This window comes from Xenorhabdus sp. NBAII XenSa04 (assembly GCF_963866145.1).
Taxonomy (GTDB): domain Bacteria; phylum Pseudomonadota; class Gammaproteobacteria; order Enterobacterales; family Enterobacteriaceae; genus Xenorhabdus; species Xenorhabdus indica.
Genome location: NZ_CAWMEB010000157.1, coordinates 1 through 22166 on the forward strand (window position 1 = coordinate 1; position 22166 = coordinate 22166).

At 44.3% G+C, this 22166-nt stretch carries 20 protein-coding genes; 4 read left to right on the forward strand and 16 right to left on the reverse strand.

Annotated elements, in window-relative coordinates:
• Nucleotides 1–77: 77 nt before the first annotated feature.
• Nucleotides 78–311, reverse strand: coding sequence for a GNAT family N-acetyltransferase (locus AAC147_RS07030; RefSeq protein ID WP_231571342.1), 234 nt, complete (start codon nt 309–311; stop codon nt 78–80).
• On the reverse strand, nt 311–622 hold the full coding sequence (locus AAC147_RS07035; RefSeq protein WP_231571344.1) for a hypothetical protein: 312 nt from the start codon (nt 620–622) through the stop codon (nt 311–313). Before AAC147_RS07035 ends, AAC147_RS07030 begins: the two co-directional genes overlap by 1 nt.
• A 473-nt stretch (nt 623–1095) precedes the next feature.
• On the opposite strand from AAC147_RS07035, the gene tkt reads away from it, so the two are divergent.
• The 4 genes from tkt to fbaA all read left to right on the forward strand — a co-directional run bounded on the left by tkt (nt 1096) and on the right by fbaA (nt 6794).
• A complete protein-coding gene (gene tkt / locus AAC147_RS07040; RefSeq protein ID WP_047679805.1) occupies nt 1096–3090 on the forward strand; it encodes a transketolase in 1995 nt (664 codons plus the stop codon).
• A 332-nt stretch (nt 3091–3422) separates the two neighbouring features.
• Nucleotides 3423–4442, forward strand: a complete 1020-nt coding sequence (gene epd / locus AAC147_RS07045; protein WP_047679807.1) for an erythrose-4-phosphate dehydrogenase — start codon at nt 3423–3425, stop codon at nt 4440–4442.
• A gap of 51 nt (nt 4443–4493) precedes the next feature.
• Nucleotides 4494–5660, forward strand: coding sequence for a phosphoglycerate kinase (gene pgk, locus AAC147_RS07050; protein WP_047679809.1), 1167 nt, complete (start codon nt 4494–4496; stop codon nt 5658–5660).
• A 57-nt stretch (nt 5661–5717) separates the two neighbouring features.
• Nucleotides 5718–6794, forward strand: coding sequence for a class II fructose-bisphosphate aldolase (fbaA, locus tag AAC147_RS07055; protein WP_047679811.1), 1077 nt, complete (start codon nt 5718–5720; stop codon nt 6792–6794).
• A 104-nt stretch (nt 6795–6898) separates the two neighbouring features.
• Here the strand turns inward: fbaA and dtpB are convergent, their stop codons facing one another.
• From dtpB to AAC147_RS07125, 14 genes are all read right to left on the reverse strand, one after another.
• Nucleotides 6899–8365, reverse strand: a complete 1467-nt coding sequence (dtpB, locus tag AAC147_RS07060) for a dipeptide/tripeptide permease DtpB (RefSeq protein ID WP_047679813.1) — start codon at nt 8363–8365, stop codon at nt 6899–6901.
• A 673-nt stretch (nt 8366–9038) separates the two neighbouring features.
• Nucleotides 9039–9557 carry a 4-hydroxyphenylacetate 3-monooxygenase, reductase component gene (gene hpaC, locus AAC147_RS07065; protein ID WP_047679815.1) on the reverse strand — a complete coding sequence of 173 codons (519 nt, stop codon included), beginning with the start codon at nt 9555–9557 and terminating at the stop codon, nt 9039–9041.
• A gap of 21 nt (nt 9558–9578) precedes the next feature.
• Nucleotides 9579–11141: a 4-hydroxyphenylacetate 3-monooxygenase, oxygenase component gene (gene hpaB / locus AAC147_RS07070; protein ID WP_047679817.1), complete on the reverse strand. Its 1563-nt coding sequence runs from the start codon at nt 11139–11141 to the stop codon at nt 9579–9581.
• Between the two features lie 219 nt (nt 11142–11360).
• Nucleotides 11361–11936 (reverse strand): hypothetical protein, encoded by a 576-nt coding sequence (locus AAC147_RS07075; RefSeq protein ID WP_052189413.1) that lies wholly within the window; start codon nt 11934–11936, stop codon nt 11361–11363.
• A 169-nt stretch (nt 11937–12105) separates the two neighbouring features.
• Entirely contained in the window at nt 12106–12999 is an 894-nt protein-coding gene (hpaA, locus tag AAC147_RS07080; RefSeq protein ID WP_369793131.1) for a 4-hydroxyphenylacetate catabolism regulatory protein HpaA, read from the reverse strand.
• A 43-nt stretch (nt 13000–13042) separates the two neighbouring features.
• On the reverse strand, nt 13043–14425 hold the full coding sequence (gene hpaX / locus AAC147_RS07085; protein ID WP_047679821.1) for a 4-hydroxyphenylacetate permease: 1383 nt from the start codon (nt 14423–14425) through the stop codon (nt 13043–13045).
• 237 nt (nt 14426–14662) lie between these two features.
• Nucleotides 14663–15469, reverse strand: coding sequence for a 4-hydroxy-2-oxoheptanedioate aldolase (gene hpaI, locus AAC147_RS07090; protein WP_047679823.1), 807 nt, complete (start codon nt 15467–15469; stop codon nt 14663–14665).
• 26 nt (nt 15470–15495) lie between these two features.
• Nucleotides 15496–16299, reverse strand: a complete 804-nt coding sequence (hpaH, locus tag AAC147_RS07095) for a 2-oxo-hept-4-ene-1,7-dioate hydratase (RefSeq protein ID WP_047679825.1) — start codon at nt 16297–16299, stop codon at nt 15496–15498.
• Between the two features lie 21 nt (nt 16300–16320).
• Entirely contained in the window at nt 16321–17793 is a 1473-nt protein-coding gene (locus tag AAC147_RS07100; protein ID WP_047679827.1) for an NAD-dependent succinate-semialdehyde dehydrogenase, read from the reverse strand.
• Nucleotides 17794–17864: 71 nt separating this feature from the next.
• Nucleotides 17865–18260 (reverse strand): 5-carboxymethyl-2-hydroxymuconate Delta-isomerase, encoded by a 396-nt coding sequence (locus tag AAC147_RS07105; protein ID WP_047679829.1) that lies wholly within the window; start codon nt 18258–18260, stop codon nt 17865–17867.
• 12 nt (nt 18261–18272) lie between these two features.
• On the reverse strand, nt 18273–19148 hold the full coding sequence (gene hpaD / locus AAC147_RS07110) for a 3,4-dihydroxyphenylacetate 2,3-dioxygenase (RefSeq protein WP_047679831.1): 876 nt from the start codon (nt 19146–19148) through the stop codon (nt 18273–18275).
• Between the two features lie 106 nt (nt 19149–19254).
• Nucleotides 19255–20721, reverse strand: a complete 1467-nt coding sequence (gene hpaE, locus AAC147_RS07115) for a 5-carboxymethyl-2-hydroxymuconate semialdehyde dehydrogenase (RefSeq protein ID WP_047679833.1) — start codon at nt 20719–20721, stop codon at nt 19255–19257.
• Nucleotides 20718–21482 (reverse strand): fumarylacetoacetate hydrolase family protein, encoded by a 765-nt coding sequence (locus AAC147_RS07120; RefSeq protein WP_047679835.1) that lies wholly within the window; start codon nt 21480–21482, stop codon nt 20718–20720. Before AAC147_RS07120 ends, hpaE begins: the two co-directional genes overlap by 4 nt.
• Complete coding sequence (locus tag AAC147_RS07125) at nt 21479–22126, reverse strand: fumarylacetoacetate hydrolase family protein (RefSeq protein ID WP_047679837.1); 648 nt, start codon at nt 22124–22126, stop codon at nt 21479–21481. Before AAC147_RS07125 ends, AAC147_RS07120 begins: the two co-directional genes overlap by 4 nt.
• Nucleotides 22127–22166: the final 40 nt, after the last annotated feature.

The following is a 22166-nucleotide window of genomic DNA, read 5'->3' on the forward strand; positions in this document are numbered from 1 at the left end:
GAGTCCCGTCCGCACCGCCAGAATTTGTAAGCCCTGAGTTTTTGACTCAGGGCTTTTTTGTTTTATTATCAAAGACCTCAAATCAACTTATAGAAATAGGTTGTTGCTGAAAATTCACCGATAGAATTAATAACATAATTTGGGATTTCACCGACTTCAACAAAGCCAAGTTTTCGATAAAGGGCAGAAGCTGGATCATTGGTGCGTGTACCCAACACCAGCAAACTACGCTGGTATTGCTTTGCCAGCTCTTCCAGTTCATTCATTAGCATTCTGCCAATCCCACGCTGGCGATAGTCTGTATGTACCATTAGCTTTTCCACATCAGCACGATGCTGTCCATTTTTTTCCGGCAAAGAGAAAGTTGCACTGAACCTGCAATATGCTCATCTTCCAACGCCACCAACAGTAAACGATGACCAGATACCAGGTCTTCTTCGACATCCTGCCAATAATGTCCTGCTTCATTTGCTTTTAGTGGTGCAATAAAACCGATGGAAGCATCATTTTCGACACAGTTATTCAGTAAGTTAATAAGTTCATCACGTCTGGCATTGATGGAATGCAATAGCATGATGTTTGGGACTGATATTGAACTTAGTTTAGGGTTGGATTTTGTCATTTATTATTAAGTCTGAGATAAGTGATGATTAAATACTATTCAAGTGAATTTATTCTGAATATAAGAAAAAATCAAAATATATTACAAGTAAGTGAATCTTGTTTGTTTTGATGATGAAAATTACGACATTTATCGTTCTTTAACTCAACCTCTTCTTTGAATCAGGTTGTTATCTAAGTCAATAGAAAAACCCATGCTTTCGGCCTTGATTAACCTATTGAGTATCGTATCTAATACATTGTTTCTTATTGTGCAAATCACGATATGAAATCATCGCTTATTTGCGAAAACTCACCTCCGATTATGTATATTCGCTTGAAAATACGTCAAAACAGCGGGGTAAATCAAAGAATTGATGCCGAGCGGAAATTAAGATAGTTTTCGTTTATTGGCATTAATGATTGCGGTTTGTATGCTGCGCTGCGAAAATTAGTTCTAGTTCACTAACGCTTTTATCCGACTTGGAGTAAAGAATGACCACTCGTAAAACCCTTGCGAATGCTATCCGCTTCTTGAGCATGGATGCTGTGCAGAAAGCAAAATCAGGGCATCCTGGTGCACCGATGGGAATGGCTGACATTGCTGAAGTGCTGTGGCGCGACTATTTGAACCATAACCCTGCCAATCCTGACTGGGCTGATCGTGACCGCTTCGTATTATCCAATGGTCATGGTTCTATGCTGATTTACAGCTTGCTGCATCTGACTGGTTACGATGTTTCTATCGACGATCTGAAAAATTTCCGTCAACTGCATTCTAAAACCCCTGGTCATCCAGAATATGGTTATACTCCGGGCGTAGAAACGACAACTGGCCCACTGGGACAGGGTATTGCCAACGCGGTTGGTTTTGCGATTGCGGAACGCACTTTGGCAGCGCAGTTTAACCGTCCGGGCCATGATATTGTCGATCACTACACTTATGTATTCATGGGTGATGGTTGTATGATGGAAGGGATCTCCCATGAAGTTTGTTCTCTGGCGGGTACATTGAAGCTAGGCAAACTGATCGCTTTCTATGATGACAACGGCATCTCCATTGATGGTGAAGTTGAAGGTTGGTTCACTGATGACACCGCTGCACGTTTTGAATCCTATGGCTGGCATGTTATTCGTGGTGTAGATGGTCATGACTCTGTTGCAATACAGGCTGCTATCGAAGAAGCTCGTAAAGAAACCGGCAAACCATCTCTGTTAATGTGCAAAACTATTATCGGTTTTGGCTCACCAAATAAAGCGGGCAAAGAAGAGTGTCACGGTGCGCCACTGGGTGACGCTGAAATTGAAGCGACCCGTAAGGCTCTGGGTTGGGAATATCCTGCTTTTGACATTCCTCAGGATATTTATGCAGAATGGGATGCAAAAGAAGCTGGTAAAGCTAAAGAAAGTGCTTGGGATGTAAAATTTGCCGCTTATGCTGAAGCTTACCCGGAACTAGCCACAGAATTCCGCCGTCGTACCCGTGGTGAATTGCCTGCAAATTGGGACGCTGAATCCAAAGCATTTATTGAGAATCTGCAACAGAATCCCGCTTCTATTGCCAGCCGTAAAGCATCACAAAATGCTCTGGAAGCATTTGGTAAAGTTCTGCCTGAATTCATGGGCGGCTCTGCTGATTTGGCACCAAGTAACCTGACTATGTGGTCTGGCTCCAAGCCTCTGAATGAAGTTCAAAGCGGTAACTACATTCATTACGGTGTACGCGAATTCGGTATGTCTGCCATCATGAATGGAATTGCTCTGCATGGTGGTTTTGTGCCTTATGGTGCGACATTCCTGATGTTTGTTGAATACGCCCGTAACGCAGTACGCATGGCTGCACTGATGAAGATCCGTAGCATCTTCGTTTATACCCATGATTCTATCGGCTTGGGTGAAGATGGTCCGACTCATCAGCCAGTTGAGCAAATTGCCAGCCTGCGTGTAACACCCAATATGAGCACATGGCGTCCATGTGATCAGGTAGAATCTGCGGTAGCCTGGAAATATGCGATTGAGCGTAAAAATGGCCCAACTTCTCTGATCTTCTCCCGTCAGAATTTGGCACAGCAGGAGCGTACGGCTGTGCAACTGGCGGATATCGAAAAAGGTGCTTATATCCTGAAAGATTGCGCAGGTCAGCCTGAATTAATCCTGATTGCGACGGGTTCTGAAGTTGAGCTGGCAGTGAAAGCCGCTGAACAATTGAGTGCAGAAGGCCGTAAAGTTCGCGTAGTTTCCATGCCATCTACTGATGTATTTGACAAACAGGATACGGCATACCGTGAAGCGGTTCTCCCTGCTGCGGTTTCTGCCCGTATTGCGATTGAAGCGGGTATTGCTGATTGCTGGTTTAAATACGTTGGTATTAATGGTGCTATCGTGGGAATGGATACGTTTGGTGAATCTGCTCCTGCTGATGCTCTGTTCAAAGAGTTTGGTTTCACTGTTGAGAATGTGGTTGCCAAAGCAACCGCATTACTGAAATAACAAGCAAACCCTGCCCTGGATAGGTTTTAGAAAGCAGCTAATAAAAACGGCTTGCTGAAAGATGAGAGGGGAAGAAGCGCATTAGCATCAAATCTTGGGCTAATGCGCTCTTTTTTCATCAAAATTTTTTGATTATGCTATTTATGACCCTTGCCATTATTCTCTATTTCTCGTAGTCTTCCCTTATAGTTAGCTGAACCGTTTCAGTTATCGCAGGAAAAATGTCTTGTCTGTCACAATCTGATTAATTTTATGATGAATCATCCGTACAATTTGCAGTTGCTCAGTTATTCTAAGCCGTTGCGTGACCATAAAGAAATTCAGGGGGTAACATGACCATCAGGGTAGCGATTAACGGTTTTGGGAGAATAGGGCGCAGTGTTCTGCGTGCTCTCTACGAAACCGGGCGTCGGGCTGAAATTGCGGTTATCGCTATCAATGAGCTGGCTGATGCAAAAGGTATCGCCCATTTATTGAAATACGATTCCAGTCATGGGCGTTTTGCATGGGATGTACGCCTGAACAATAAAGTATTGCGCGTAGGAGATGATAGTATACGGCTGTTTCATCAACCAGATCTCTCGGATTTGCCGTGGAAAGAACTGGATATTGATATTGTACTCGATTGTACGGGGAAGTATGGTGAACGAGTGGATGGAGAAGCTCACCTCACTAGTGGTGCCAAAAAGGTTCTGTTTTCCCATCCGGGAGGCAATGATCTGGATGCAACGGTGGTATATGGTGTAAATCATGATTCATTGGTTGCCGAAGATCGCATTGTTTCTAATGCATCTTGTACAACAAATTGCATTATCCCGATCATTAAGGTGCTGGATGATGCGTTTAACATTGAATCGGGCACGGTGACAACAATTCACGCATCCATGAATGATCAACCAGTCATTGATGCTTATCACTGTGATTTACGTCGAACCCGTGCGGCCAGCCAGTCGATTATTCCAGTCAATACAAAACTAGCGGCAGGGATCACACGTATTTTTCCCAAATTCAGTGATCGGTTTGAAGCCATTTCTGTACGAGTACCTACCATCAATGTAACAGCGATTGATTTAAGTGTGACAGTCAGTGCTGTCGTTAATGTCAGTGAAGTAAACCAACTACTGCAAGAATCAGCGGTGAGTTCGTTTCGTGGTATAGTGGATTTCACTGATTTGCCGTTGGTTTCAACGGATTTTAACCACGATCCTCACAGTGCTATTGTGGATGGTACACAGACCAGAGTGAGTGGAAATCATCTGATCAAAACGCTTGTATGGTGTGATAATGAGTGGGGCTTTGCCAATCGTATGCTCGATACAACCCTGGTAATGGCCTCTAAAGGTTTTATGTAATCACAATAGAAGATTGAGTAATTTTATAGAGAATCAATGAGAGGATTCACCATGTCTGTAATTAAGATGACTGATTTAGATCTGGCGGGTAAACGTGTTCTGATCCGTGCTGATCTGAATGTGCCTGTAAAAGATGGCAAAGTTACTTCTGATGCGCGTATCCGTGCGTCTTTGCCGACGATTGAGGCTGCGTTGAATCAGGGAGCCAAAGTCATGGTTACTTCTCACCTGGGACGCCCGACTGAGGGAGAATACAACGAAGAGTTCTCACTGCAACCTGTCGTTGATTACCTGAAAGGTGCACTTTCTTCTCCTGTTCGTCTGGAAAAAGATTATCTGAATGGCGTTGAAGTGGTGGAAGGCGAATTGGTGGTTCTGGAAAACGTTCGCTTCAACAAAGGTGAGAAAAAAGACGACGAAACGTTATCGAAACAGTATGCAGCATTGTGTGATGTATATGTAATGGATGCCTTTGGTACAGCACATCGTGCTCAGGCGTCGACTCACGGTGTTGCTAAATTTGCATCGATTGCCTGTGCTGGCCCATTATTATCTGGCGAACTGGAAGCCTTGGGTAAAGCACTGCACAACCCGGCTCGTCCAATGGTGGCGATTGTCGGTGGCTCTAAAGTTTCAACTAAACTGACTGTTCTTGATTCATTGTCCAAAATTGCTGATCAGCTTATCGTCGGTGGCGGAATTGCCAATACTTTTGTTGCCGCAGAAGGCCACAATGTAGGTCGTTCTCTGTACGAAGATGATTTGATCCCTGAAGCGAAAAAACTGCTGGAAAGCTGTGATATTCCAGTACCTACTGATGTTCGTGTTGCGACAGAATTCTCTGAAACTGCCGAAGCTATACTGAAATCCACCAGTGAAATTAAAGACGACGAGCAAATCCTTGATTTGGGCGATGCATCTGCTGAACGTCTGGCTGAAATCCTGGAAAGTGCTAAAACTATTCTGTGGAATGGCCCGGTTGGTGTTTTTGAATTCCCTAATTTCCGTAAAGGAACCGAAATTGTTGCCCATGCGATTGCAAAGAGCGATGCTTTCTCGATTGCAGGTGGTGGCGATACTTTGGCAGCAATCGATCTGTTTGAAATTGCTGACAAAATCTCTTACATCTCCACCGGTGGCGGTGCTTTCCTTGAGTTTGTTGAAGGTAAAAAACTACCAGCCGTTGTGATGCTGGAAGAACGTGCTAACAGTAAATAAGTTGTGATAACAGGCAGTGAATACTGCCTGTTCAATGTCAATACAGGACCACGTAACATGTCTAAAATTTTTGATTTCGTAAAACCGGGTGTCATCACTGGTGATGATGTTCAAAAAGTCTTTGCTATCGCAAAAGAACATAACTTTGCTCTGCCGGCAGTTAACTGTGTCGGTACTGACTCTATCAATGCAGTGCTGGAAACAGCGGCAAAAGTACGTGCTCCGGTAATCATCCAGTTTTCCAACGGTGGTGCATCATTTGTAGCGGGTAAGGGATTGAAACTTGAAGGGCAGCAAGCCGCAATTCTGGGGGCAATTTCTGGTGCTTATCATGTACATCAGATGGCAGAGCATTATGGTGTGCCAGTGATCCTGCATACTGACCACTGTGCACGTAAATTACTGCCGTGGATTGATGGTCTGTTGGATGCTGGTGAAAAGCATTATGCTCAGACTGGCAAACCATTGTTCTCTTCCCACATGATTGATCTGTCAGAGGAATCTCTGGAAGAAAATATCGAAATTTGTAGCCAATATCTGGCACGTATGGCGAAAATCGACATGACGCTGGAAATTGAACTGGGTTGTACTGGTGGTGAAGAAGATGGTGTTGATAACAGCCATCTCGACAGCTCTTCCCTGTATACTCAACCAGAAGATGTGGCTTACGCTTATGAGAAACTGAGTGCTATCAGCCCGCGTTTTACCATCGCGGCATCTTTTGGTAACGTTCACGGCGTTTATAAACCAGGTAACGTTAAACTGACACCAAAAATCCTGCGCAATTCTCAAGACTACATTTCTGAAAAATTCAACCTGCCACACAATAGCCTGGATTTCGTCTTCCACGGTGGTTCCGGCTCTACCGCAGAAGAGATTCAGGAAGCTGTCAGCTATGGCGTAGTGAAAATGAATATTGATACCGATACTCAGTGGGCTACCTGGGAAGGTATTTTGAACTACTACAAGAAAAATGAAGGTTATCTGCAAGGCCAGTTGGGTAACCCGGAAGGTGCGGATAAACCGAATAAGAAATTCTATGATCCCCGTGTCTGGTTGCGTGCTGGTCAGGTTTCCATGACTGTTCGTCTGGAGCAGGCTTTCAAAGAATTGAACGCGGTTGATGTGCTGTAATTTCCATACTGATTGGCATGGATTCAAGTAGTTTTTTAGTTCCCGCTCGTTATTTTAATTATCAACGAGCGGGAATTTTGTTTGATTAAACCAAATCAGATGGACTATGCTTTCGCTCCATCCTTCATAATACGGTTCAGCCACGGCACCATGAAAGCCATAATCACAGCAACAATAAGAGTGGCAATCCCTATCTTTCCAAATACGCTCATATAAAGTGGCAGGGTTTGCAGAGGGTCGGTCACGCCTTCTGGTGCTGCGGTGAATGTGGCAACATAACTTCCTAATACTGATGCTGCTGCTTGAGATAAGAACCACATGCCTAGAATAAACCCTGTCAGGTAGCTAGGAACAAACGTTGCTACCATTGCCAGCCCCAGTGCACTGATCATTAATTCCCCGACGCTCTGGAACAGATAAACCAGGACAATAAACCATGGGGAAGTCATGCCTTGTTCATCGGCAAATAAACCTGAAGCGGCGGCAGTCATGAAACCGAGAGAGCACAGGAACATGCCGAAGGTAAACTTTGTTGGCATGGAAAAGTCTTTTCCCTTTGCTCCCAAGCGGGTGTAAACCACAGCCAGGATAGGACTGACCACAATGATCCAGAATGGATTTAGTGCCTGGAAACTGATGGGATTAACATTAAAACCGAAGATCTGGGTATGGACGTTGTTGATGGCGAAAAAATTGAGGGAAGTCGGCATTTGGTTATACAGGATGTAGAACATAACAGCCTGTAGCATCAAAATAAATGCCACAAACATCTTATTGCGACCGATCCTGTCCTGCTTGAATGCCTGCCAGAAGAAAATTATTACAACAACGGCTGAAATCGCAATGAGGACAATATTGGCAATGTTGATATTGTGCAATAACCATGCACAGACGCCAATCATAGCCACAGTACCAAGCAAAACTAAAAACAGGGTTGCATAGTTCAGAGGGACATGATCTGGTTCAGAGCCAATGTTATGTACCATACGACGGCAGGCGATATAAACCAGCAAGGCGATAATCAGACCAATACCACAGATATTATAAGTGACGGCGTAGCCATAAGTATCAGCAATGACAGGGGCAAGAGAGAGAGAAACCAGAGAGCCAAGATTGATAGACATATAGAATAACGTAAATGCACCATCCAGGCGTGGATCTTGGGGTTGGTAACATTTTGCCAGTAGGCTGGCGGGGTTGGCTTTAAAAAGGCCATTACCGACGGCCACGGTTCCCAGAGCATAAAAAATCAGTTCAGGTTCCATGATGGAAAGACCAATCATGAAATAGCCTATTGCCAGTACAATGGCACCCAGAACGATAGTTCTCTTTGTCCCTAATAAGTGGTCGCCAACATAACCCCCGATAGAAATCAGGCCGTAAACCAGTGCAGAGAACGCACCGAAAGTGATAAATGCTTGTGTTTCTGAAAAACCAAGTTGTTTAACGAAATAAACAGCAAGAATGCTTTGAACGCCGTAGTAGCCAAATCTTTCCCATAATTCCACAAAAAAGATCATGAAAAAGGGTTTCGGTTGATCCCATAAACCGATTGGAACGGTTTTTTTCATAGTAACTGCCTCTGTTAGTTGTCATACCGGTGGACAATACATTCAGAGTTCATACTGTTGTTAACATATGGATAACGCAATGTATTGTACGGGTTGTGATTTTGTTTATTTATTCAGAGTGATCGAAGCGCGGGAGGTTAATATACTAGTACAATATCTTCTCAGTAGTTGATCACACTAATGTAAAAATTAATACCAGATTTGACGAAATATTCACTAAATTAATAGCGAAAATCATGCATGAATGGTTTGAGTGTTCGCAAATAAATCAATCTGCTGTTTATTTAATCTTTATTGTTGTTTTTTATCTAAAAATGGCTACCCATTAATTAGTATTAAGAAAATGAGATTACAAATGTCAATATATTAATTTTTTATTATGTGATTAATAATTTTGTTTGTTTTCGCAGGGGTAAAATCTATATAAGATGACTAATTTTATATAATCTCTCATAATTATTAAATAATTAATCAAGTTACCGATTGATTTTCAATCTTGGAGTAAGGTGAGTTATTTTTTAATCAATGTGATGAAGGCTTTGTGATGAAGGCTTAATTGGCGGGATATTATTCCAGAATTAAATTCGAGTTGAACTACTATATCTTACTGGATTTCAAGTTGTAGCTTTGCTAGCTACAACTTGAAATATGACGGATGTATAAGCTGATATTCTTAAACCGCGGTAGCCAAAGTCTTGTTCATAACTTGGTGAAAACTACGCTTAAAATAAATTAACCCATGCCCTTCTTCACGAACAATAATCTGTTTTATTTCCACCAGATAAACATTATGGGTACCGATTTCCTGTACCTGTTCAATGCTTCCTTCCAGATTGGCGAGAGTTCCTTTCAGCATTGGCTGCCCTAATGAGCCAGTGTGCCAGATATCCCAACTAAAGCGCTCTTCCATACTGGCTTCGGTCATACCAGCGAAATGGCGAGCCATTAATTCTTGCTCATGATTCAGAATATTGATACACAGCCGCCCGTTTCTCTGAAATACCGGATTCATGGCGCTGTTGCGATTAATGCACACCATTAGAGTTGGAGGCGTATCTGTCACAGAGCAGACTGCTGTTGCTGTCATACCGCAACGCCCTGCCGGGCCATCCGTAGTGATAATATTCACCGCAGCGGAAAGGCTTGCCATCGCATCCCTGAAACGCAAGCGATGTTCATTTTTTAAAGACATAATATGCCTCCTGCTACTGATTTATTTCAGCAGCTTATCTAATAGATTAATATCGTGGTTATTGTGTAAGTGGGGTTTTGTCCAGCCATTTACATCATAGTCAGAGAGACAGCGATCCACTAACTCCGTCATTTTCTTCATATTGCCGGAGCCATACGCATGACGCAGACATTGCAGGCGAATTTCATCCTGACTGCCGGCATAATTAATTTCGTACAATTCATGACGTCCACCGAATTCACTACCGATGGCATCCCACATTAATTTCAAAATCTTAATTCGTTCCACATGATCAATACCATTGGAGCCACGTACATATTTTTCCAGGTACTTATTGATTTCAGGATTGTTCATATCCCGCACGCTGGATGGCAAATAAATTAACCCGCTAGTGACATTACTTTCAATGATGTTCTTAATTTTCGTGTAAGCCATCGGTGCCATAACACGGTAAGTTTGTATTGCCTTGGCATCTGGCAGGTAAGCATTACCTTCCCATGGCTTGGCTTCTGCCCACATTGCATCGGTCAGAGACCAGAATAGATTGCGCCATGCCACGACTTCACCGAGATCTGCCTGAACACCACGAAAATCCACCACTCCAGTACATTCGAGACTCTTTTGCAGTAATCCGGTGATAAAGTCCAGTTTTACCGCCAGACGTACACAAGCCTGTATTGGAAACAGACGGGCAAACCCACTCTGGACAGCCCAATTACGAGCACGATCAAAATCGCGATAAATTAACACATTTTCCCATGGGATTAACACTTTATCCATTATGAGAATGGCGTCATTTTCATCAAACCGACTGGAAAGGGGGTAATCGAAAGGTGAACCTGTGGCTCCCGCCACTAATTCATAGGAAGCACGGGAAATTAATTTAACACCTTCAGAATCCATCGGAGCAACGAACATCAAGGCAAAATCAGGGTTATCACCGATGACTTGTGCTGAGCCAAAACCAATAAAATTATAGTGAGTCAATGCCGAGTTAGTTGCGACTACTTTGGCACCACTGACAATAATGCCTGCATCTGTCTCTTTTTCTATTTGGATAAAAATATCTTTAACCTGATCAGCAGGTTTATGACGATCAATCGGGGGATTAACTATCGCATGGTTGAAATAGAGCGTGTTTTCTTGAATGCGTTTATACCAGGTACGGGCGTTATCAGCGAACTGTCCATAAAATTCAGGGTAAGCACCTAACGCACAGCAAAATGCTGCTTTATAGTCAGGAGTACGGCCCATCCAGCCATAACTCTGGCGTGACCATTCAGCAATAGCATCGCGTTGTTGGCGGATATCATCGGGACTGGTCGCGAAACGGAAGAACTTATGGGTATAACCGCCACTGCCAGTATCCGTATCCCAACAGAGTACATCATGGGTTTCTGGGGCATGCAGGGCATCATACAGTTGACCGATAGAGGTTGCCGCATTGCGAAAAGCGGGATGTGTAGTGACATCCTTAACTCGTTCGCCATAGATATAAATTTCCCGTCCATCCTGAAGGGAATTCAGGTACTCTTTGCTGGTTAATGGGCGTTTATGATCGGCTCGCAAATCTTCTGGTCTCATGGCTACCTCATCATTCCGAAACTTCCCATTTTGATTTGTTATCCTAATGGGAGGGTAAGTGTTAATTTTATGTTTATTTTATAGGGTTGATTGAAGCGATTGAGAGAGAAGACTTGAAGAGACTTTCAGGAGATACGCGGGTACTTTTCGATAAAATTGGGCTGTTTACTGCGTAAATGTGATCGAGCTTGTATTTTAGAAGTAATGAGTTTTTTATTGTTATAATAAATTACAGAAGTGATATGGTGGAATATCGCGTCCATGGCGATAACGTAAGATTAATTCACCGTCGAATGGGATATTTTGATCGTAGCGGTAGCTTGGATAGGCACAATTACTCCATGGGTCACAAATTACAGCTTCTCGGTTCCATGTATCAGGCTTTTTTGTGTTTCCTTGGCGCCTGCCAATTACAACAATTGTATGTCCATCTTTTCCTAAATCATCAATATCAACATCAAACAGATCGAGAGGTTCTACTCCTTGCATTTTTAGATAAGAGAATGCGACGATAGCTTTTTCTCCACAATTACCCAATCGGTATTCTATGGCGGCAGCGCTGGTGAGAAAAATGTGTTTTCTGTTATGGTCACAAGTTTGCCTGTTGTTAGAAACTTCATTAAGCCTTGCATGGGTTGACATTCTTATAGAATACAATTGCTTATTTAATTCATTGCTCAGTTTTTTCTGCTCAACTGTTTGAGTTGGCAGTTGATTTGGAGAAGTAATACCAATTTTAATATTCACATAGTTGATGGCTTTTCTTGCTAAAAAAATATTTCTGGATAATGACATAGCTATATTTCTCCAGAATAAAAAATTATGAAAGGGATAATTAACTATTTTTTACCAGTGATTGGATTTCAGAGCGTGTTTTGCTTCTATCAATATTTTTTCTATCAATATTTTGATTATGCTGCATGAGATTTTCAGCCTACCATTTCAGAATTAGTGAGGCAATTAATTACTGAGGTGGCAGTATATCCTTTTCCCGCCAAATGCTCGGAGAACATCCCACCAACCGATTAAAAAATCGGGCAAAATAAGCCGGGTCTTTAAAACCGAGTTGGTATGCCACGTCAAATACAGGACTGTCACTGAACAACAATAACCGTTTAGCTTCCCGTAATAGCCGGTCAAAAATCAATCTTTTTGGTGGTCGGTTGGCAAACCGACGACACATGTCTTTCAGACGTGACTCAGTGACGCCCAGTTTTTGGGCGTATTCCGGTACAGTAAGATGTTGGCGGTAATATTGATCAATCAATTGGTTAAAACGCTGGAATAGTTTTAATTCTCCTCTGACTCCACCGGAATGGTGATCATCAAGGGGGATGCTGCGTAACAGGAAGGTAAACAGTGATTGCGCTAAAAAAGCCAATGATTGCTCGCGGCCAGCAAATTGGTTGGCAGACTCACGCCCGATCAGTGCCCAATAGTGGTTGAATGTCTCCAATTCATCAGGTTTATCCACGATGGAAAGGCAAATAGCAGGAATATCGATAAACTCCCGATGGAGAGGGTAGAGAGAATTAAGCAGTGGTGTAATCAATTCCTGGCGTACTGTCAGGACATAACCGTCGGTATCTTCTTGCGTAAAGAATGCGTGAGGAACGGAAGGAGGAGTCAGGATAAACAGCGGAGCCTGTACGGAGTAGCGAAGATCATCTAATTGTAATTCTATTCGGCCTGTTACCAGATAATGAAGCTGAAAAAAACCATCATGACGATGCGCTTGCATATCACGCCCAAAAAAAGCAGCCATGCGACCGAAAGTCTGATAGTGCACATCATCTGATCCCTGTGTTTCATCATAATCCTTGCTGATATCAATATTAGCAATGGTGGTTTTGCTCATATAAGTGTCTGACATGAATTTCTTCCCTTATTTGAGATTGTCATCAGGAATGTGGTTGATGGGGTGATGATATCGCCTGTGGTTTCGACGTCTTCATTGGGATCAACAAGACCATTAGCGCTCCGATAATGAGTAACACAGCAACAAAATAGAGTCCAGAGTCAAAACTACCGGTCTGATCTTTCAGCCACCCGATCAACAATGGACTAACGGCAGAACCCACATTTCCGGTGGCATTGATCACGGCGATCCCGATAGCACGCGCACGCAGACTGATGGATTGATCGGGGGCTGTCCAGAATACTGCCATGGCAGTAAAGGAGCCGGTTGATGCCATGATGATCCCCAAAAGCTGCACCAGACTGTTGTTTGTCAGTGAAGCCAGGATCCAACCTAAGGCGGCAAACAGATAGGGAAGTACCGTGTGCATTTTACGTTCTTGCAGGCGATCGGAACGGCGACTCCAATAAATCATACCTAAAATGGTACAGAACTGCGGAATAGCCGTTAGCAGGCCAATAACTACATGGCTGCTTTCCTGATTGAAACTCTGCATAATCTGTGGCGTCCAGATATTAATGGCGCTCAGGGTATTGGTCAGACAGAAATAAGCGAAGGTGTACATCAGGACAATCGGGGTAAAAACCTCACGCCACAGGCTGGTTTTTGTTTGTGAATTCTCAGCCTGAGACAAAGAAATTCTATCGTTCTCTATCATCTCTTGAAGGCATTTTTTATCCTCGTTTGTCAGCCAGTTGGCTTTTTCCGGTGAATCATCCAAATAAAACCAGACAACAATGCCGAGTAAAACAGAGGGAAATCCTTCCAGAAAAAATAGCCACTGCCAGCCACGCAGATCCCAAATTCCATCCATTTCCAGAATATAACCGGAAGCCAGTGAGCCAAATGCCATAGTAACAGGCATTGCGATCATAAACAGGGCATTAGCGCGGGCGCGATAATAGGCGGGGAACCAATAGGTCAGATAGACCAGAATGCCCGGCAGGAAGCCAGCTTCTGCAATACCTACCAGCATACGCAAGATATACAAACTGGTAGGGCCGGTGGCAAACATTGTGGCAGTAGAAGCAATACCCCACAGAACCATAATTGTGGCAATCCAGCGTCTGGCTCCTACAATACTCAGCATGATATTGCTAGGAATACCGAAAGCCACGTAAGTAACGTAAAACAGTGTAGCAGCCAGCCCGAACATGGTAGATGTAAGGCCAAGATCTTTTCCCATCGTTAAACCGGCAAAACCAATATTAATGCGATCCAGAAAAGAAAATATAAACAGGATGAATAAAAACAGGATCAGGCGGCGAAATAATTTATTGATAACATTTTGTTGTTGGGTGGTAAGTTGTTTATGTGGGTAAGCCGGATGATCGGATTTTGCTATGGCTTCAGGTGAACTGCTCATTGTTGTTACCTTTTTTATAATGAGTTATTTTTATAAATGATTTTTTTATGAATCGAGCTTTTTATGAATATTTAACGTGTTATGAACACGCTTTTTATAGATACAATTTTTATAGATAGAGAAGGAACGAAAACCGTGATGGCAGATGCTGCGATTAGCATCTGCCCGGTATACCCTGCATGTTGAATTTATTGAGTATAGAAAACACAATTCTGGCTTGGCAGAAATACCCGGAATTTAATAAATACTGTTTGCAGGTGATGTGATATTTCCCTGTTCCTTGCCAAAGCGGGCCGCTAATGAACTGACTGCTCCTGTCAGCAGTGTGATATCGACACCGACAGCAATAAACTGCACCCCAAGCTTCAGATAATGTTCCGCAGTTTCAATATTGGTCATCAGAATCCCTGCCGCTTTGCCTGCGGCTGTGATTTGGGTAATAGTCTGTTCAATCGCTGCCTTAACGTCAGGATGCTGGAGATTGCCAGGATATCCCATATCTGCACTGAGATCGGCCGGGCCGATAAATACGCCATCGACACCATCGACTGCCAGGATCTCGGCTAAATTATTCAAAGCTTCACGCGTTTCCACCTGAACCAAGACACACATTTCTTCATTGGCACGAGCCAGATAATTGGAAGTGTGGTTCCAGCGTGAAGCTCTCGCCAGCGCACTGCCTACACCACGAATACCTTCAGGAGGATAGCGGGTTGCCCGTACTGCTTCGCGTGCTTGTTCAGCATTCTGAACCATTGGCACCAGCAATGTTTGAGTACCGATATCCAGTAGCTGTTTAATAATGACGGGATCGTTCCACGGTGGACGGACAATAGGCTGGCTTGGATAAGGAGCTATTGCTTGTAGCTGGCTCAGAATTGAAGGGATATTATTAGGGGCGTGTTCTCCATCAATCAATAACCAATCAAAACCTGCATTCGCCAGAATTTCAGCGCTGTATGAACTGCAAAGCCCAAGCCATAAACCAATTTGTGGCTGTCCCGATTTCAGGGCTTGTTTAAATCTATTTGTTAGCTGATCCATATGTACACCTTAAATTCTTAAACTTCTTAAACAAAGTGGCAGCTAACAGAACCCAGTACGCCATAATCCACATGAAATGTATCGCCTTTACGGGCAGGGACGGGACGGGTGAAAGAGCCACTAAGAATGATCTGACCAGCTTCAAGTTGAGCACCATGCGAAGCCAGTTTATTAGCCAGCCATGCGACTCCATTGGCAGGATGATCAAGAACCGCCGCAGCGACACCTGATTCTTCGACGATACCATTGCGATAGAGTAGGGCGCTGACCCATCGCAAATCCAGTTCATCGGGTTTGATGGGGCGCCCACCCATAATGACGCCACCATTGGCTGCATTATCAGAAATCGTATCCAGCACTTTGCGCGGACGCTGAGTTTCGGGATCAATGTTGTGACAGCGGGCATCGATCAATTCTAACGTCGGAATAACGTAATCTGTCGCATGGTAAACATCAAACAACGTACAGTTTGGGCCGAGCAGCGGTTTTGCCAACACAAATGCCAGCTCGACCTCAATACGCGGCACAATAAAACGGTCGTAGGGAATATCACTGCCTGCCTGAAAAAACATATCATCCAGCAGGACGCCATAATCTGGTTCATCAATTTGCGAACTGGCCTGCATGGCTTTGGAAGTCAGACCGATTTTATGCCCCTTCAAAACTCGACCTTCTGCAATTTTCATACCGACCCATTCACGTTGAATGGCATACGCATCCTCAATGGTTATTTCTGGATAATCCAATGAGATTTGTCGGATCTGCTTACGGTCTTTTTCTGCCTGGTATAAACGGCGCGCAACCTGTGATACGACTTCTTGTTGTAGCATAGTATGTTAAACTCCTTGGGTTTATAACCCTCCGAAACAGAGGTATTTCACTTCCAGATAGTCTTCTATACCGTAACGTGAACCTTCACGTCCCAAGCCAGACTGTTTTATGCCTCCGAATGGCACCACTTCGTTAGAAATCAAACCTTCATTGATACCTACCATACCGCTCTCCAGGGCTTCAGCCACCCGGTAGATCCTGCCAATATCGCGGGAGTAAAAGTAAGCGGCCAGGCCAAATTCCGTATTGTTAGCAAGGCGGATTGCTTCTTCTTCATTACGGAATTTGAATAGGGCAGCCAAAGGGCCGAATGTTTCTTCATGGGTGATTAACATTGTTTCGTCAACATCAGCCAGCACGGTTGGTTCGAAGAACAGTCCACCCAACTTGTGTGATTGACCACCAGTAAGGAGTCGTGCACCACGGGAAACAGCATCATTAACATGAGCTTGTACTTTATCGACCGCTGCCTGATTAATCAGAGGCCCTTGCTGTGATGTGCTGTCATTAGCCGGTCCGATCCGTAGTCGTTTAACTGCCTGAGTCAGACGCTCAGCAAATGCCTCATAAATACTTTCCTGCACTAAAATCCGGTTGGCACAGATACAGGTCTGCCCGCTATTACGGAATTTTGTCGTCATGGCACCTTCTACCGCAGCATCCAAATCGGCATCATCAAAGACAATGAAAGGTGCATTGCCACCTAATTCAAGGGAGAGTTTTTTCACCGTATCGGCACTTTGTGCCATCAGTAACTTACCTACACGCGTTGAACCAGTGAAAGAGAGTTTGCGTACGATAGGACTAGAGGTTAGAACTTCGCCAATGGCTTTGGCATCCATCCCTGTGACAATGTTAAAAACACCAGCCGGAACACCCGCTTGCTCTGCCAGTGCAGCCAGTGCCAGTGCAGAAAGCGGAGTCTCTGCGGCAGGTTTCAGTACAATAGTACAACCTGCTGCCAGTGCCGGGCCGACTTTACGGGTGATCATGGCATTGGGGAAATTCCACGGTGTAATAGCCGCAACGACTCCGATAGGTTGCTTGATGGTAGAAAGACGACGTCCTGGCATCGGGGAGGGGATAGTCTCCCCATAAACCCGCTTACCTTCTTCTGCAAACCATTCGATAAAACTGGCACCATAAGCGATTTCTCCCATCGCTTCAGCATGAGTTTTTCCTTGCTCCATACTCAACAATTCGGCCAGCGTTTTCTGGTTATCCATAATCAGATTGAACCACTGCTTGAGTATCTGACTACGCTGTTTAGCTGTTAAAGCACGCCATGCAGGAAGCGCGTTTTGAGCCGCTTCAATAGCGCGATGGGTCTCTGCTGCTCCCATATCACTGACATTGGCGATGATGTCACCATTGGCAGGGTTGGTCACCGCAAAGGTTGCTTGATTATCCGCATCAACCCACCGCCCATTAATATAAGCTTGTTGACGCAATAATAAGGTATTAGGTATTAAAGTATCGAAATAGTTTGGCATGGTTTTCTCTCCGTTTAACAAAAAGGTGAACTGGATTTTCTGAATTAATTAATCTTAAGTCATGCTGTTCATCATGTCTGATCGTTTGCCTTAAACAGCTTATGAACGTTATTGGATTTATAATTCAGTATCGGATCAAGTTCTTCTATCGTGAAAGAGAGACCAAGATAACGCTGTGCCATTAAATCAGCAAAATGGGTTTTGATGAGCGAAAAAAGCTTCTCCCCGACTTTCTGGCGATCTTCAAGGCTGCGCCCTGCACCAATTTTTAGTGTCATATGAACAAAAGCATAATCTTGTTTGCCATCCGCCATTTGCCATGTATCCAGCCAAATTGCCCGACTGCGGATACCCCCCAGAGGGAAAATGCCTGAGTCTGCAAGCAACTGATTTACTTTGGAAAACAGTTCCGGCAAGTTGGCTTCTTTGCGAATATTTTCAGTACATTCAGCGTAAAAATGTGGCATGGTTAATTCCTGTCAGACGGTAGTTGTCCGATGAACAAAATCGGGTAACGGAAAAACGGCATTCACTTGTCCTGTCCCTGAGCTGGCAAATAATTCGGTAAGAAACTCGACCTTACCATCGTATTTATCCCAACCAAGCAACCCAAGTAACATGACAGTATCGTGCATATTGCCTTCTCCACGGCAATAGTGGGCATATTCAGGCAGCATTTTGCAGAATTCCTTGAACTTGCCTTTCTTCCAGAGTTCCACGACCCGGCGATCCATTTGCTCATCAAACTCACGGGTATAACTGTTCATTCCTTCTTCAGCACGTTGATCATCGATGAAACTGTGAGACAGTGAGCCACTTGCCAGAACTGCGACTGTACCATCATATTTTTCAATCGCTCGTAAAATAGCCGCTCCTAATTTACGGCTGTCTTCAAAGGCATGAACAGTACAAAAGGCAGAAATCGAAATCACTTTGAAATGGCGGTCACTATTCATATAGCGCATTGGAACCAATGTGCCATATTCCAGTTTCAGACTTGGGATTTCATGTGATTGCGCACGAACGCCCATCTTACGGGCTTCTTCTGCAATAATTCGACCCAGTTCGGGGTTACCGTCATACTCGTAACTCATGTCGCGAATAAAGTGGGGCAATTCGTTACTGGTATAAATACCGGAGAAATGTTCTGCGCAGTTAATATGATAGGCACTGTTTACCAGCCAATGGGTATCGAACACAATGATGGTATCAACACCCAATTCTCGGCAACGTCGGCTGATTTCTTTATGTCCGTCAATTGCACTCTGTCTGCAACCGTGATGTTTGCCCGGCAATTCGGACAAGTACATAGAAGGTACATGTGTAATTTTTGCTGCTAACGCTAACTTGCCCATAAATCCTCACTTAATATCAGGATGGTGAAACGTGGTTAACGCTGGAATTGATTACACTTTTCCCGTGTTAAAAACCTCAGTCCGGGTTAAAGCTTCCAATCCTGAATCAAAGCCCCCAGCGAGGAATCGAATGATTTCCCATTGAAATACAAACATTTTTCACTTCAGCAAAAACTTCAAAACTGTATTCGCCACCTTCACGTCCTATACCTGAGGCTTTCACGCCACCAAATGGCTGGCGCAGATCGCGTATGTTCTGAGAATTGACGAATACCATGCCAGCTTCAATACCATGGGCCAATCGCAGGACTTTGCTTACATCCTGTGTCCAGATATAAGATGCCAAACCGTATTCCACGTCATTGGCCATACGCAGCCCATCTTCTTCACTCTTGAATGGCAGCAGACAAGCAACAGGGCCGAAGATCTCTTCTTGCGCTACACGCATACGGTTATCTACATCTGCCAATACGGTCGGACGCAGGAAATGACCATCTTTCAGGTGATCAGGCAGATCGGTGGGTTTATCCGGGCCTCCTGCCAGTAAGGTTGCCCCTTCTTCAATGCCAAGGCGGATATAACCGGAAACCTTTTCCCAATGTTGTTGACTAATCAGGCTGCCGACTTGTGTATTCAGATCCTGTGGATCGCCGATGCGCAGTCGATTGGCACGTTCAGCAAAGCGTTTAACAAATTCAGGATAGATACTTTCCTGAATAAAAATACGGGAACCTGCTGTGCAACGTTCACCATTAAGCGAAAAAATAGTGAATAGAGCCGCATCTAATGCACGTTCAATATCGGCATCTTCAAAGATTAGCACTGGAGATTTTCCGCCCAGCTCCATCGAATATTTTTTCAGCCCTGCATTCTGCATAATCAGACGACCAGTTGCTGTTCCGCCAGTAAAAGAGACGGCACGAACATCCTGATGTTTTACCAGAGCATCCCCTGCCGTATTGCCGTAGCCCTGCACCACGTTCAGCACCCCTGCTGGAATACCCGCTTCCAGCGCCAGCTCGCCTAATCGGTCGGCTGTGAGTGGCGAAAGTTCGGACATTTTCAAAACAGCAGTGTTTCCCAGTGCCAGACAAGGAGCGACTTTCCATGTAGCGGTCATAAAAGGTACATTCCATGGGGAAATCAGTGCACAAACGCCCACAGGTTGGAGCAGTGTATAATTGAGCATCTTGTCATCAACGGGATAAGTTCGCCCGTTCATCTGCTGACAGATTTCAGCAAAGAAATCGAAATTGTGGGAAGCGCGTGGAATAAGTACATTTTGTGTCTGGTGGATTGGCAGACCGGTATCCTTGGTTTCCATTGCGGCAATATCAGGAACATTCTGGTCAATTAACTCACCTAAACGGCGCATCAGGCGTGCGCGTTCTTTCATTGGAGTATTGGCCCATTTGGGAAAGGCTTCTTTGGCGGCGGCAACTGCCTGATTAATTTCTTCTTTTCCTCCTGAAGCAACTTCTGCCAACACATCTCCGGTTGCAGGATTTGTCGTTTCAAAATAAGTTTTACTGTTAACGTTCTTGCCGTTAATCCAGTGGTTAATGATGGTCATGACAAACTTTCCTCATATTCTTGCTGGCTGACAATATGATTTACCAAACGTCCGATGCCTTCGATTTCCACAATGACTTCATCACCGGGAACGACATCGGATAGCCCTTTAGGGGTGCCTGTAGCAATCATGTCCCCCGGCTGCAACGTCATAAAGTCACTTAAGTAAGCGATCAGGAAGGGAATATCGAAGATCAAATCTGCGGTTGTACCACGTTGGCGTAGTTCACCATTGACCCAAGTGCTTAAGGTTAGATTATGAGGATCAGCGATTTCATTTTTATCAACAATCCACGGGCCGATTGGCGTTAATGTATCGCGGCTTTTTACGCGCAGATTAGGGCGATAATAATTTTCCAGGTAATCCCGGATAGCGTAATCGTTACAGAGGGTATAGCCTGCAACGTAATTCATCGCATCTGCTCTGGAAACTTTATGAGCAGGTTTGCCCATCACGACAACTAATTCTGCCTCATAATGCATATATTCCACATTGTCAGGACGGACAGAAACCTGACGATGGCCTGTGAAGCTATTGGCTGCCTTGATAAACACCAGAGGCTCTTCCGGCGGTTTAAATTCCAGTTCGGTTGCATGATCGGCGTAATTTAGACCCAATGCGAATAGTGTTCCATTGGCGGGGGGAAGCCAAAAAACATCAAGTTCGTTGACTTTGCTACCATCGGGGAGCAACACATTTTTCTGTTCATCAACAGTGACATGAAGAATCTGGCCTTGATAATGAACTCTGGCGTGTCTCATGCTTGACCTCCAGCCAATACAACGGTGTTTTGTAAAGTTGGGAAGCCATCGGCGTTGATAGTGACGGTATCATTGGGATGGAGCGTAATACGCTGATGTGGAGTTCCCAGCAGAATGACATCACCTTCTTCTAAGGTGGCAAAATCACTTAATGCGGACAAAAGTTCTGACGACGAGCGTACCAGATCTTTTGTTGACCAACGGTCAACTTCCTGACCGTTGATTTCAGTTGTGATCTCTAGTGAATCCACGTTTCTTGTACTGATCATCAGGCCGATTGGGCAAAAGCCATCCCGGCATTTTGCTTTTATGGCGGGGCGATAAAATGACGTCTCTGGCAAGCTGACTTCATTTGCCAATGCATAACCGACAATGTATTGCCCTGCGTCTTTAACGGAAACTTTGCGTGCGGGCTTGCCAGCTTTATCTGTACCGATAAACAGTGCCAGCGTTGCGCCACTTTGTACCGTTTCTCCAATAGGGTGAGGAATGATATCACCGGAAGCGATAATCGTGTTGTGAGGTTTGATAAACCAAATTGGAGTTTGAGGTGGTGTGTTATAAGGTGCTTTGTGAAATGCCTTGCGCCAAAAATCAAGCTGACTATTGTGGTTGAGAGCGACGGCAAAAACGGTGCCTTTCATTAACAACTCCTTGAAAGCTGAGCGACGGAGATACGTATCG

Bases quoted from the DNA above. Each gene is read 5' to 3' on its own strand.
- AAC147_RS07030 (WP_231571342.1), bottom strand. From the start codon at position 311: ATGGTACATACAGACTATCGCCAGCGTGGGATTGGCAGAATGCTAATG.
- AAC147_RS07035 (WP_231571344.1), bottom strand. From the start codon at position 622: ATGACAAAATCCAACCCTAAACTAAGTTCAATATCAGTCCCAAACATC.
- tkt (WP_047679805.1), top strand. From the start codon at position 1,096: ATGACCACTCGTAAAACCCTTGCGAATGCTATCCGCTTCTTGAGCATG.
- epd (WP_047679807.1), top strand. From the start codon at position 3,423: ATGACCATCAGGGTAGCGATTAACGGTTTTGGGAGAATAGGGCGCAGT.
- pgk (WP_047679809.1), top strand. From the start codon at position 4,494: ATGTCTGTAATTAAGATGACTGATTTAGATCTGGCGGGTAAACGTGTT.
- fbaA (WP_047679811.1), top strand. From the start codon at position 5,718: ATGTCTAAAATTTTTGATTTCGTAAAACCGGGTGTCATCACTGGTGAT.
- dtpB (WP_047679813.1), bottom strand. From the start codon at position 8,365: ATGAAAAAAACCGTTCCAATCGGTTTATGGGATCAACCGAAACCCTTT.
- hpaC (WP_047679815.1), bottom strand. From the start codon at position 9,557: ATGTCTTTAAAAAATGAACATCGCTTGCGTTTCAGGGATGCGATGGCA.
- hpaB (WP_047679817.1), bottom strand. From the start codon at position 11,141: ATGAGACCAGAAGATTTGCGAGCCGATCATAAACGCCCATTAACCAGC.
- AAC147_RS07075 (WP_052189413.1), bottom strand. From the start codon at position 11,936: ATGTCATTATCCAGAAATATTTTTTTAGCAAGAAAAGCCATCAACTAT.
- hpaA (WP_369793131.1), bottom strand. From the start codon at position 12,999: ATGAGCAAAACCACCATTGCTAATATTGATATCAGCAAGGATTATGAT.
- hpaX (WP_047679821.1), bottom strand. From the start codon at position 14,425: ATGAGCAGTTCACCTGAAGCCATAGCAAAATCCGATCATCCGGCTTAC.
- hpaI (WP_047679823.1), bottom strand. From the start codon at position 15,469: ATGGATCAGCTAACAAATAGATTTAAACAAGCCCTGAAATCGGGACAG.
- hpaH (WP_047679825.1), bottom strand. From the start codon at position 16,299: ATGCTACAACAAGAAGTCGTATCACAGGTTGCGCGCCGTTTATACCAG.
- AAC147_RS07100 (WP_047679827.1), bottom strand. From the start codon at position 17,793: ATGCCAAACTATTTCGATACTTTAATACCTAATACCTTATTATTGCGT.
- AAC147_RS07105 (WP_047679829.1), bottom strand. From the start codon at position 18,260: ATGCCACATTTTTACGCTGAATGTACTGAAAATATTCGCAAAGAAGCC.
- hpaD (WP_047679831.1), bottom strand. From the start codon at position 19,148: ATGGGCAAGTTAGCGTTAGCAGCAAAAATTACACATGTACCTTCTATG.
- hpaE (WP_047679833.1), bottom strand. From the start codon at position 20,721: ATGACCATCATTAACCACTGGATTAACGGCAAGAACGTTAACAGTAAA.
- AAC147_RS07120 (WP_047679835.1), bottom strand. From the start codon at position 21,482: ATGAGACACGCCAGAGTTCATTATCAAGGCCAGATTCTTCATGTCACT.
- AAC147_RS07125 (WP_047679837.1), bottom strand. From the start codon at position 22,126: ATGAAAGGCACCGTTTTTGCCGTCGCTCTCAACCACAATAGTCAGCTT.